This is a genomic window from Skermanella pratensis (assembly GCF_008843145.1).
GTDB lineage: Bacteria > Pseudomonadota > Alphaproteobacteria > Azospirillales > Azospirillaceae > Skermanella > Skermanella pratensis.
On sequence record NZ_CP030265.1, the window covers coordinates 95,899 to 108,030 of the forward strand.

The 12,132-nt window shown below is 63.0% G+C and carries 9 protein-coding genes; 6 read left to right on the forward strand and 3 right to left on the reverse strand.

Annotation, left to right across the window (positions count from 1 at the left end):
• Positions 1–3 precede the first annotated feature (3 nt).
• The gene (locus DPR14_RS00375; RefSeq protein WP_158043395.1) at positions 4–261 is read left to right on the forward strand and encodes a hypothetical protein; all 258 of its coding nucleotides are present in this window, start codon (positions 4–6) and stop codon (positions 259–261) included.
• A 158-nt stretch (positions 262–419) separates the two neighbouring features.
• Here the strand turns inward: DPR14_RS00375 and DPR14_RS00380 are convergent, their stop codons facing one another.
• From DPR14_RS00380 to DPR14_RS00395, 3 genes are all read right to left on the reverse strand, one after another.
• Positions 420–3,752, reverse strand: a complete 3,333-nt coding sequence (locus tag DPR14_RS00380; RefSeq protein WP_158043396.1) for a hypothetical protein — start codon at positions 3,750–3,752, stop codon at positions 420–422.
• A gap of 1,123 nt (positions 3,753–4,875) precedes the next feature.
• The gene (locus tag DPR14_RS00390) at positions 4,876–6,090 is read right to left on the reverse strand and encodes a tyrosine-type recombinase/integrase (protein ID WP_158043398.1); all 1,215 of its coding nucleotides are present in this window, start codon (positions 6,088–6,090) and stop codon (positions 4,876–4,878) included.
• A gap of 261 nt (positions 6,091–6,351) precedes the next feature.
• Positions 6,352–6,831, reverse strand: coding sequence for a cache domain-containing protein (locus DPR14_RS00395; RefSeq protein ID WP_158047918.1), 480 nt, complete (start codon positions 6,829–6,831; stop codon positions 6,352–6,354).
• A 329-nt stretch (positions 6,832–7,160) separates the two neighbouring features.
• Here DPR14_RS00395 and DPR14_RS00400 point away from each other — a divergent pair, with 329 nt between their 5' ends.
• The 5 genes from DPR14_RS00400 to msrP all read left to right on the forward strand — a co-directional run bounded on the left by DPR14_RS00400 (position 7,161) and on the right by msrP (position 12,116).
• Positions 7,161–9,206: an elongation factor G gene (locus DPR14_RS00400; RefSeq protein ID WP_158043399.1), complete on the forward strand. Its 2,046-nt coding sequence runs from the start codon at positions 7,161–7,163 to the stop codon at positions 9,204–9,206.
• A gap of 246 nt (positions 9,207–9,452) precedes the next feature.
• Positions 9,453–9,959, forward strand: a complete 507-nt coding sequence (locus DPR14_RS00405) for a Dps family protein (protein ID WP_158043400.1) — start codon at positions 9,453–9,455, stop codon at positions 9,957–9,959.
• A gap of 84 nt (positions 9,960–10,043) precedes the next feature.
• Entirely contained in the window at positions 10,044–10,325 is a 282-nt protein-coding gene (locus DPR14_RS00410; RefSeq protein WP_158043401.1) for a hypothetical protein, read from the forward strand.
• A 190-nt stretch (positions 10,326–10,515) separates the two neighbouring features.
• Positions 10,516–10,986 (forward strand): Dps family protein, encoded by a 471-nt coding sequence (locus tag DPR14_RS00415; RefSeq protein WP_158043402.1) that lies wholly within the window; start codon positions 10,516–10,518, stop codon positions 10,984–10,986.
• A 149-nt stretch (positions 10,987–11,135) separates the two neighbouring features.
• Positions 11,136–12,116 carry a protein-methionine-sulfoxide reductase catalytic subunit MsrP gene (gene msrP / locus DPR14_RS00420; protein WP_158043403.1) on the forward strand — a complete coding sequence of 327 codons (981 nt, stop codon included), beginning with the start codon at positions 11,136–11,138 and terminating at the stop codon, positions 12,114–12,116.
• Positions 12,117–12,132: the final 16 nt, after the last annotated feature.

Here is a 12,132-nt window from a genome sequence, read left to right on the forward strand (position 1 = left end):
GCCATGAACAAGACCATCTCCCCCTTCGCGAACGAAAGCGAGGCGCTCGCAATCGGCGATCTGACGATCGAGAACCGGACGGACCGCGTGTCGCTCCATGGCAGCATCGATCTGACCCGCGACAAGGCCGGGCTCGAACATGCCCGGATCCTGAAGGCGGTGCTCGACGAGGTGGTCCAGGTCCTGGAGAACGAGAAGAGCCTGCCAGATAAGATCGCGCCACCCGATATGCCGGATGAGGTAGCAAACCCATTCCGATAGAGTCGGCTGCGGATAGATGGCAAAACGCCTCGCAGGCGCTGATCGCATCAGACGATCCTCATTTCCGGAGCGGCATTTCACCGACCGATTTGTTGCCTTCCTTTCCTCACCACGACGCGACTTTCAATCCGTGCCGGCGCGGCATCTGTCCAGGGTTGTCACGAAACTGGCTCTGTCGGGACATCGCGGGTTTCATGCTCCGCCAGAACCTCAAAATCTGCTAGGGGACCGAGGCGATCCGTCAGCCATGCTCGCAGATCATTTATCACCATTTGGTTGAACCAAGCGTTCCGGTCCTTCTGGCCGGCTCCGGCAAGCCGATAGCGAACGAGGAATGGGACAAACTCCTTTATATATATACCATTATAGGCGTTTGTCCCATTCCTCTGTCTTGCCTTCCTCGCCGCTTCGTGGCTTTCCCAGAGATCGGGATATGCCCGCGCCATGTCGGCCGCGTTCTCCAGCACCGCGCCGCGTAGCGCCATCTCGTCGAAGCGATCCGGCGCTTCCCAAGGCACCACCTCATGGACCGCAATGGGCAGCGGCAGGTCGGTGGCGATGATGATCTCGCAGGGATCGGCTGCTGTGCGGTTCACGCCGCGGGCGCGGCCGATGGTTTGTATGACTTCGCCCTCGCAAATTGCCCAGCGGATCGCCTCTGCCACTGGGTGCCAGTGCCGGTCCAATGTCACCCCATAGGTCGTGCCATCTGCCATTGCGATGCCGCCGGGTACTTGCTGGTACCACCCGTCCTGATCTGACAATTGGACCGCCTGTCCGGTCAGCGCCGCCGCCATGAACTCCACCTCCTGAGGTCCTGGAAGGGTGCGGCCATAGGTCTGAAGCTGATCGATCGCCTTCCAGCTATCAATGCCCGCCGTAGCGTTGAAGTGCGTCGTCTCCATCGTCGCCGGCAGCCCTATCGCGTTCAAGCGCGCCTCGACCTTCTTCTGCGCGACCAGCAAGACTTGGTTCTTGCCGCGAGCGGCTATACGCGCGAAGCGATGGATTGCTGTCTGGTGATTGGCGGCGGTCGTTTTGTCCTTGGGTCGGCGGCGGTCATCGTCGATCAGCTTGTGCGCCGAAACAGGAGCGCCAACCACCTGCCGCACCGTGACGTGTGGCATGGTGACGGCCGGCGTGCAATTGACCATCACCCAGGGGAAATAGGGCTTGATCAGTTCCTCGCGCATGGTCGCATCCAGGAGCAGCGTCGGCCCATGCCAATCGGTGTGGATGTTGTTGCGGTACAGCAGCCGGACACCGATGATCTCGCCACCGTCCCGGTCGCGATCGACAACGCCGCAATGGATGTTTCCCGTGGCTCCCCGGCCGGCGGCGAACATCTCGACAATGGCATTCCAGGCGGCTTTCGCCTTCTTGCAGAATTGATTGATCTCGCGGGTGGCTTCGGATTGCCTGCGCCGCTTCTGCGGGTCCATTCCCGGGGTGATGCCTGGGTCCACCCGCAACCGCAAGGCCAAGTGGGAAGCCGCTTCAGCGATTTCCTCGGTGATGCCGGCGGCCTCAATCGCCGAACGGGTCAACCACCCCTCACCGTTGCTGCTGATCGCCGACGCCAACCGACGAGCGTAGGTGTTCCAATCGTTGGTGGCTCCGTCATCAACTCGGCCGCCTCTGGCGTGGATATACCGTGTCTCCCGCAGTCCAGCGCAGCTCAGCGTGATGCGAGCCTTGCCAAGACCCATAAGGCCAGCCTGCCAGAAGCTCTCGTCAATGACAACGAGAGAGACGTCGCCGATGAAGCCGAACTTCGGGTGGAACAGGTACTGGTGCGCCATGTAGATGACGTCCGCCTGCTCGGCTTCGCTTTTCTGGGCTTGATATCGGCATCTCTCGAAGAGCGAACACCGAAGCTCGGCTCCGCCGACGACGCGGATGCAGGCGGACTTCTCGATCGCAACGCCTGCATCCTTGCAGTCTTGGACCGCATCGGGGTCTCCGCACATGCGAGGCGCCTTATCGCTATCGGGACCTGACCTCCAACCGGGTACAGGCTGATCACGCCCGCGGATGGCAACGGCTTTCAGGCCCATAGCGCGTGCATCTGATGCGGCTTTCTCGGCCAATTCGACGGTCGGCGTGGCAACGATCACCTTGGAGCCCGGTCTTCCCTGCAGCATGGTATCAGTCAGCGCACGAGTGATCTTCGACTTGCCAATACCGCAGTCGGCCCGTAGAGCTATCTCGGTAGGAGTTCCCCGATAAAGTCCGCGCAGGTTCCCGCCCGGCACCGGCAACCCGGCCTCCCGCAGCGCTCTGGCGAGCAGGTAGTCGTCGTAAAATTTCCAATATGCCAGCGCCTCGCCGAGCATGTGCTCCACGGTCGCTCTGACCCTGGCACGTACGTCGGCGACGTCAGTGACGGGTAACGGATAGGTCGGAGCGGACGCGGTTGCGGACCGCGCATCAGCATGGCCGCGGCTCTCGCGCTCCCAACCAACTATCCTGGTGATCAGAGGGTCGAGGAATTCATCGCTGGCATATCGGGCCACGTCGGCACCACGGTCGGGCCGCTTTGGGGCCTTCTCGATAGCAACGCGGATTCGTGCCTTCAATCCTTCCTGATCCAGATCCGGTCCGAGGAGCCGAACCGCCGACGCGACCGCCCGCTTGATCGGCTGATGGAAGCCATCCAGTCCGTCACCGTCCCCCATGCGGGCGAGATAGCCTTCAACGCCGCCGGTATCGCGATAGCTTCCCGCCCCGTCGGTTTGCCGTTGTCGTGTCCTATCCGGCGGTTGGGGCAGCACAATCGCAACTTCATCCTCCAGTCCTTGGCGGCGCCCAAAGCGGCGAGGTAGCGGATCCACCATACCGTCGAAGATTGGGCCTGCGGTGTAATGGGGCTGCACGGGATTGAACAATGCCGGGTCGATCAGCTTGCAGCCAGCCTCGGCATTGACATGTTCAGCCCACCGGTGCAGCTCCTTGTCGCCTACTGGAAAGGGAAGCCAGAACCAGAATCGGGCATTGAGAGTGTCTGGCTTGAAGCCTTGCGATGCTGTCCATTGCCATGAGCAGCTTACATCGTGGAACTCGGGCGGTAACAACCCAATCAGATACTCGACGGCGTCCTCTGGATCGATGACTGGATCGGTCCCGGCTGGTGCGGGAATGGCGTCGAAATCGATTGCGATCCAGCGGCGGTTAACGGTTCTAAATGGGTCAGACGGACCTTTGGAGCGACGCATGACAGTCGCATATATGTTGTCGCCGATATTTGCTTCCACGTCTTCACGCAACGTGCCACGTATGACGAAGCAATCAGGACGAGATGCCAAGTTCTCCAGCGCGGTCGCCATGTCATTGAAGCTGTTGACAGAGACAACGCGCGGCATGAACCACTTGCCGGCATGGTAAGGGATCGACCTCCGCACGCCCTTTTCGTTGAGAATGAACTGCTTTGCTGCACGACCGGAGCCGGTGCAGATCAGGATTTGGAGGTTGTCAGGCCCATGATCGGCCATAGTTTGCCCCTGCGATGGGACAGCGTAAAGGGATCGGCAAGACCGAATACACCTATAATGAACGCTGTATTTGAGGTTTGATGGTTGGAGCCCGTCACGGCTTACGCCATGACGGGAATTGGCTTTAGAGGCGGCGCCTACTGGATCAGGATTTTGACCGTCCTGATCAGGGCCATCGCGGTAAGGCTGACCTCTACCTACCGGTCACGCGAGAAGAGCACCACCGATCGATTTCATCTTTCGGCCATGCGCGGGTATTCGGACCAAGCTTCACGCCAACTGGAAACCCCTCCTTCTTGATCCATCGAGATAAGGTGACCCGATTGTTGACGATCCCTGCCTTTGCGAGATCATCGAAGCGATAATAAATACTCATTGCACAAATCCTTGTTCTCTCATGTCTTATGGTGGTAATACATATGATAAACCAAGGCTGCAACAAAAAGGTTTATCAATAACTCAATTGAGGTAGATCCTTAACGGAGAAACTAGCTAGTTAACCTTGACAGTTAATTTCCTATACTTGGCTTGGTTAAGTTTTCTTTTGAGTGATCCGCATCGGCAGGAAATTGGCTGTCGAACATCTGACCGAGTCGAGAAAGCTCGGATGAATCGGAGGATCATACCGATAGCAAGGGATCCTTTCACTGAAGTGAATTTAAGACATATTGCATCTATCATGGCGACTCTGCTTGCAGTGCGACCAGGGCGTCCGTCATCGCTGCCGCTGGCCGCGCAGGTCGCACACTATCAGAAGCACCGCATCAAGAAGCTCCGGCAACAGGGCGGAGCCTCAGTTTTGCAACGGGCATGGGATTGCCACGTGCTCGACATATCACAGACCCTGTACTTGGCCGCGCAAGGCCGACGCCAGAGCGGGAGCGCCCGTACAAGGCCGCCGGCTCCGCCATCGAGCACCGCCTTCTTCGCGTCATCTGGCTTCTGTCACTCGGCTTCACCGCCAAGCTGATGACTGACGTCATCTGCCTCACGCCGCGCTGGCTCCAGCGAGTTGGGCGGCCGGTACAATCGACCCGGTCTGGACGGGTTGGCGATCGCCGCCACTTCATGAAAGACGCAAGACCAGCGTTCAACTGAGACCGCTGATTTGCTTTCCACTTGGCTACACGTCAAGCGACGGACTAGCCAAATTCAGGATGTGCTGCGCCCACGCTTCCAATGCGTCGCGTTTGGACGCGCTGTGATCCGCCCGCGCATACCGGGAGGTGACGCCAGCAATGGCGCGTTCGCTATGGTTCAGCACGCGCGCGATCGTCTCGCCGCTGACGCCCAGCTCGCCCATACCTGTCGCGGCCGTGCGCCGAAGATCATGCAGCGTCCACCCGGTAACGCCCGTAATTCGGTCAATGGCGCCCTTCGGCTTCTGGAGGTTTGTGTAGCAGCAGCCGCTGCCCCTGGCGGAAAACACGTAATCAACACCAGGAAAGCGCGGCACCTCGCCCAGCACCTCCCGTGCGACAGTTGAGAGCGGGATCGGGTGCGCGACACCGTTCTTGGACCGATCGGCTGGAAGCGTCCAGACCTCCTTCTGGAAGTCGATTTCCGACCACCGCATCTCTCTGACCTCGTCACGTCGGGCAGCGGTCAAGATCAGCAGCTTGAACAACGGACCTGCAGGATAGCCAAGCCCATCGATGGCGTTCCAGACGGCGCGGAACTCATTATTGGTGAGGACCCGGTCCCGGGCCTTTTCTTTGGTCTGGCGGCGCAGCCCGGCCGCCGGATTGATCTCGATGATTTCCCGCCCGACCGCCCAGACCAGCAAGGCGTGGGTCGCGGCCTGGACGCGGTTGGCCTGGACAGGCTTACCGGCGTCGATGATCCCGTCGATCAGGTCGCGTATGTCGCGCCGCGTCACCGTGGTGATGTCACGGTCACCCAATGTCGGCACCAGATACAGCCGGAACAGCCGCTCAACCTCTTCAGGCCGGCGAGTATTCCGCTGCGCGTGCCGCTCGACATATTCAGCCGCAACCGAGGCAACGGTGTCCGGTGGCCGTACCTGAGCCGCTGTGGAGTCTCTGAGCTTTGCGGCGGCCTTCTCGGCCACCGGATCAATGCCGCGCTCGACCTTTTGCAGCGCATCACCAGCCGCTTGGCGCGCTTCAGCCAGAGGCAACATGGGAAAAGTACCCAACGTCATCCGCCTTTTCGGTCCTCCGCCGGACATGCGATACATAAGGACCCAAGACCGCGTACCCTTGTCGGTGATGCGGATGCCGAATCCGGGAAGCGATGAGTCCCACCACTCATCCCGGCCGGCCGCAGGAGGCTTGAGTGTCTCGACCGTCCGCGCGGTCAGTTTGATGGTTGGCATGACGTGAAACCTGACCTTCGGGTACCAATCGGGTACCAAAAACTGAGTTGCTCGGGCGTTATCCCCGGTACCCCAATGTAACACGGAAGTGGTGAAATCAATATTAAAACAGGGTCCTACAGCCTCTGGCTTTACGTCAAGAAACCACTTGGAACTACAGTTCCCAAGCCTCCCAGACGTGAAGCCTCCCTGTTCAACTCGCCCGCAAGTCTTTCGATTTGCGGGCGTTCTTTTTGTGGGGAGGGGCGGCGTCCCGCCGCCCTACTCGTAGATGCCGATATAGGCCACCAGGTCCTTGCCCGGAACGCGCTTCACGAAGGAGTTCTTGGGCTCGATTCGGTTGGAGACGGGGTTGAGCCAGCGGTAGCTGACCCAGCCCTGGCCGCTCTCCGTCGCGACCTTCAGGATGTCCTTGACCATGAAGCGGCCGTCGGCGTCCTTCAGGTTGATCACGTTCTGGCCGACTCCGGCCGGGCGGGGCGGATAGGCCAGCCACGTCCCGGTGAAATCGATCACGTTGACATAGATCTCTCCGAAGCGGAATTCGCCGGCTTGGTTGAAGACCTCCCGCGCGGCTTCGATCCCCCGCGAATCGATCAGCGTCGCCGCCTTCAGCGTCAGCGCCTCCACCTCCTCCCGCGTCGGCTTGGCGGGGTCGGCTCCGGCGGCGCATGTCAGCATCAGGACGATGGCCCCGACCAGGGCTATCCTGCCGCTCCATCCCCCGATGAACAGGCGCATCATCATTCTCCCGGTCGGAATAGCTGCAAAACGCGAGCACAGCTATTAATACAAACGATATGGTTGTCAATGGAGATGAATGCCCGGTCGCGGGGGTAAGAATAGACAGAACATTTGGTATAGTTTGCAAAAGGTATCGCCGGCGCGCGGGACTGTCGCACCACTTCGGCGGTGCAGCATGTTCTTTTTCATGGACAGTCATCGGCGGCGGGAGGACGATCGATCGTACCGATACGGTAGCGGGTCGACGACGTCCACGGCCGTCGTTTCAAGACAGGCCGAACCCGCGGACGCCCCCGATCCGTCAGAACGGTACTGGGAGGTTCCGAATGCCAAGCACCAGAATTGCGGGGCCACGTTGCGCCGCCCTCGTCGGCCCCTATCTCAGCGGCAAGACCACCTTGATGGAAAGCCTGCTGTTCGCGGCGGGCGCCGTCACCCGGAAAGGCTCCGTCAAGGACGGCAACACGGTCGGCGACAGCGCGCCGGAAGCGCGCGCCCGCAAGATGAGCGTCGAGGTCGGCCTGGCCAGCGCCGACTACCTCGGCGAGCGCTGGACGTTCCTCGACTGTCCCGGCTCGGTCGAGCTGTCCGCCGAGGGCCAGGCCGCGCTGATGGTCGCCGACGTCGCGGTCGTCGTGTGCGAGCCGACGGCGGACAAGGCGCCGATGCTGGCACCCCTGTTCAAGTACCTCGACGACAACGGCATCCCGCACATGCTGTTCGTCAACAAGGTGGATGCCATGGGCACTCAGGACGTTCGGGTGCGCGACCTGATGCAGGCTCTCCAGACCGCGTCGGCCCGCCCCCTGGTGCTTCGCCAAGTGCCGATCCGCGAGGGCGACACCGTCACCGGCTGCGTCGACCTGGTCAGCGAGCGGGCCTACCACTACAACCCCCACGCCCCGTCCAACCTGGTCCAGGTGCCCGACACGGTGCGCGAGCGCGAGCAGGCGGCCCGGCAGGAATTGCTGGAGGCGCTGGCCGATTTCGACGACAGCCTGCTTGAGCAGCTTCTGGAGGACGTGGCGCCGGACAAGGAGGAGGTTTATCGGCAGCTCGCCAAGGACCTCGCGTCCGACCTGATCGTCCCGGTCTTCATCGGATCGGCGGAGAACGACAACGGCGTCCGGCGCCTGCTGAAGGCCTTGCGCCACGAGACGCCCGAGGCCGCGGCGACGGCGGCCCGGCTGGAGATCCCCGGGGCCGCGGGCGTGGTGGCGCAGGTCTTCAAGACCTACCATGCGCCGCACGCCGGCAAGCTCAGCTTCTCGCGGGTCTGGAAGGGCGAGGTCACCGACGGCTTGACTCTGGGCGGCGACCGGGTCAGCGGCATCTACCGCATGCACGGGCACGAGCAGCACAAGCAGCAGGCGGCAGGAGCCGGCGAGGTCGTGGCGTTCGGGCGGATGGACCATGTGGTGACCGGCGACCTGCTCGACGACCAGGGCGGCCGGACCAGGGCGCCGCTGTGGCCGGCGCCGCCTTCGCCGGTCTACTCCGCCGCGATCTCGGCCGAGCAGCGCAACGACGAGGTCAAGCTGAGCGCCGCATTGGCCAAGCTGACCGAGGAGGATCCGTCCCTGTCGGTCAACCAGAACGCCGATACCGGCGAGATCGTGCTGTGGGGGCAGGGCGACATCCATCTCCAGCTCGCGATGGACCGCCTGCGCACCAAGTACAACCTGCCGGTCCGGTCGCGGGCGCCGCAGGTGGCCTACCGGGAGACGATCCGAAAGGGAACGGCCCAGCATGCCCGCTTCAAGCGGCAGACCGGCGGCCACGGCCAGTTCGCCGACGTGCATGTGGAGGTCAGGCCGCTGCCGCGCGGCAGCGGGTTCGTGTATGACGACAAGGTGGTCGGCGGCGTGGTGCCGCGCCAGTTCATCCCGGCGGTGGAGGCCGGCGTGCGGGAATACCTGGCGCAAGGGCCCCTGGGCTTCCCGGTGGTCGACGTCGCGGTGACCCTGACCGGCGGCCAGTTCCACGCCGTGGACAGCAGCGAGCAGGCCTTCAAGACGGTCGGCCGCATGGCCATGGCCGAGGCGATGCCGAAATGCGACCCCGTGCTGCTGGAGCCGATCCTGCAGGTGACCATCGCGGCTCCTACGGAGTTCACGGCCAAGGTGCAGCGGCTGATCACCGGCCGCCGGGGCCAGATCCTGGGCTTCGACGGGCGCGCCGGCTGGGACGGCTGGGACGAGGTCAAGGCCCTGATGCCGGAAGCGGAACTTCGCGACCTGATCGTCGAGCTTCGCTCGCTGACCCTGGGCCTCGGCATCTTCACCACCAGCTTCGACCATCTGGCGGAGCTGACCGGCCGGCTGGCCGACCGGGCGGTCGAGATGCGGCAGGCGCTGGTCGCGGCGCAGTGACGGAACGGCGGGTCCGGCTCCCGGCAGGGGGCTGGCCCGCCCGGCCCGCCTGCGGCGATCCGCGACCGCGTCAAATGTGCCGGGTCACGGCACCTTTTCCCCGATTTCTCGTTGAAACAGGGAATCCCGCCTGCCCCGAGCCCAATGCGGCGGCTGTGCCGCGTCAGGGTTGACTTGGCCGCGGTGCGGCCAAGTTTGGATTGGCAGGGTGGACAAGTGAATCCACGATGTTTCAAGGAGAGAACCATGGCGTTCGAAAGTTCGACCGAGCAGTCCCATGAGCCGATGGCCGTCCATACCGGTATCGCCGAAGACCAGCGGAAGGCCCTGTCCGACGGCTTGGCGAAGGTGCTGGCCGATACTTACACGCTGCTGGGCAAGACACATGGCTTTCACTGGAACGTAACGGGTGCCCAGTTCCATAGCCTGCACGAGATGTTCGAGACGCAGTATACGGACCTGACCACCGCGGTCGATGAAATCGCGGAGCGCATCCGCGCCCTGGGCTATTTCGCGCCGGGCAGCCTCAGCCAGTTCCTGAAGCTGAGCACGATCGAGGACGAGCACGGCGTACCCGACGCGCGCGGCATGCTGGAGCAGCTGGTGCGTGACAACGAGACCGTCACCCAGGCCTGCCGCGCCGTCGTCCAGATCTGCGACGAGGCCAACGACACCGTCACCGAAGACCTGATGAACCATCGCATGGACGCCCACGAGAAGGCGGCCTGGATGCTTCGCTCCTCCATGAGCTGATTGGGCGAGCTGATCGGGCGAGCCTAACCCCCCACTGCCGCCGGGGGCATCCAGCCGCCGGCGGCCGAAGGAACAGACGATCCGATGCCGTTCTTCGTTCTGGAACCCGTGCTCCCCCTGGCCCGCAAATGGGAGCATTACCGCAAGACCCGCCGGCTGATCGTCCGCGCGCCGGACGAGGCGGGAGCGCGCAAGGTCGCCGCCGACCAGGCCGAACTGGCCGGGCGCGAAGGGATGCATCTGCTGCTGCCCGAGGCCGACGAAGGCGAGGTCCTGGCGAATCCCTGGCTCGACCATGAACTGGCCACCTGCACGCCGATCGATCCGGACGGGCCTGCCGAAGTGCTGAGCGCGCAAGTCGACTGACGCTTTCGCGATGGGGCGAAACGCGGCAGGCCGGGCCGGAAGGCATCCGGCCTGAATCGTTACGCCATGCGATTCGTGCAGGTCACAAACTTTGGAACCATTCTAAAAAGACCGTTTGCCGGTTCGTGTCCGGACCCCCACATCTGTGCTACGGATCAGGTTCTGATCCGAGTTTCCAGGGGGACGAATAATGCAGATCGATATTGGCATCGCCGAAAACGACCGCCGCGAGATTGCCGAGGGCCTGTCCCGGCTGCTGGCCGACACCTACACGCTTTACCTGAAGACCCACAGCTTCCACTGGAACGTGACCGGGCCGATGTTCAACACGCTGCATCTCATGTTCGAGACGCAGTACAACGAGTTGGCGCTGGCCGTGGACCTGATCGCCGAGCGCATCCGCGCCCTCGGCTTCCCGGCTCCCGGCAGCTACGCCCAGTACTCGGCCCTGACCTCGATCCAGGAGGCGACCGACGTGCCCAAGGCGGAGGAGATGATCCGCCAGTTGGTCGCCGGGCAGGAAGCCGTGGTGCGGACCGCGAGGTCGGTCTTCCCCGCCGCCGAGAAGGTCGGCGACGAGCCGACGGCCGACCTGCTGACCCAGCGCATGCAACTCCACGAGAAGACCGCCTGGATGCTGCGCAGCATGCTGGAAGGCTGAGGTCCGCAAGTCCGGGTGATCGCGGCCCCGGTGATTGCGCCATCACGGCGCGATCACCCGAACTTGATTTGCACGCGCACCGCTCCAAGGTCAAATCTATCGGCGACAGGGTCCCGCACCCGACCGAAGATTGCCGAGGAAGGAATGCCATGCTGATCCGATCCAGACGGGGATGGGAACTGCCGGAATCGGCGGCGACCCCCGAAGACGTCTTCCTGAACCGGCGCAGCCTGCTGAAGGCCGCCGTGGCAGCGCCGGCCATCGCGGCGGCCGGCTCCGTCTTCGGCGGACCGGCGTTCGGACAGACGGAAGTGGCGGCGGACGATCCGACCGCCGGCCTCTACCCGGTGCCGCGCAACGAGCGTTTCGCGCTGGACCGGCCGGTCACCGACCCGGCGGAGTCCACCACCTATACCAATTTCTACGAGTTCGGATCCCAGAAGAACATCTGGCGGGCGGCGCAGAAGCTCAAGCTGCGGCCCTGGACCGTGACGTTCGACGGCATGGTCGAGCAGGAGAAGACCGTCGATATCGACGCGCTGCTGAAGCAGATGCCGCTGGAGGAGCGCCTCTACCGCCTCCGCTGCGTCGAGGCCTGGTCCATGGCGGTGCCCTGGAGCGGCTTTCCCATGAAGGCGCTGGTCGATTTCGCCCGGCCGCTCGGCTCCGCGAAATACGTGGCGATGCGGACTTTCCAGGATCCCGGGATGGCGAGCGGGCAGCGCCAGTTCTGGTACCCTTGGCCCTATATGGAGGGGCTGACCATGGCCGAGGCGACCAACGAGCTGGCCTTCATGGTGACCGGCATGTACGGCAAGCCGGTGCCCAAGCAGAATGGCGCGCCGCTGCGACTCGCGGTGCCCTGGAAGTACGGGTTCAAGTCGATCAAGTCGATCGTCAGCTTCACCTTCACCGACCAGCGCCCGGTCAGCTTCTGGGAACAGATCCAGGCCGCCGAATACGGATTCTGGGCCAACGTCAACCCCGAGGTGCCCCACCCCCGCTGGAGCCAGGCCAAGGAGCGGGTGCTGGGCACGGGCGAGATGGTGCCGACCCAGCTCTACAACGGATACGGCGAGTACGTCGCGGATCTCTACAAGGATCTTGAGGGAGAGCGGCTGTACCTCTGAGCGGGGGCTCGGTCAG

Coding starts and splice junctions, on each gene's coding strand:
- DPR14_RS00395 (WP_158047918.1), bottom strand. CDS start 6,831: ATGCGCCTGTTCATCGGGGGATGGAGCGGCAGGATAGCCCTGGTCGGG.
- DPR14_RS00415 (WP_158043402.1), top strand. CDS start 10,516: ATGCAGATCGATATTGGCATCGCCGAAAACGACCGCCGCGAGATTGCC.
- DPR14_RS00410 (WP_158043401.1), top strand. CDS start 10,044: ATGCCGTTCTTCGTTCTGGAACCCGTGCTCCCCCTGGCCCGCAAATGG.
- DPR14_RS00405 (WP_158043400.1), top strand. CDS start 9,453: ATGGCGTTCGAAAGTTCGACCGAGCAGTCCCATGAGCCGATGGCCGTC.
- DPR14_RS00380 (WP_158043396.1), bottom strand. CDS start 3,752: ATGGCCGATCATGGGCCTGACAACCTCCAAATCCTGATCTGCACCGGC.
- DPR14_RS00390 (WP_158043398.1), bottom strand. CDS start 6,090: ATGCCAACCATCAAACTGACCGCGCGGACGGTCGAGACACTCAAGCCT.
- DPR14_RS00400 (WP_158043399.1), top strand. CDS start 7,161: ATGCCAAGCACCAGAATTGCGGGGCCACGTTGCGCCGCCCTCGTCGGC.
- DPR14_RS00375 (WP_158043395.1), top strand. CDS start 4: ATGAACAAGACCATCTCCCCCTTCGCGAACGAAAGCGAGGCGCTCGCA.
- msrP (WP_158043403.1), top strand. CDS start 11,136: ATGCTGATCCGATCCAGACGGGGATGGGAACTGCCGGAATCGGCGGCG.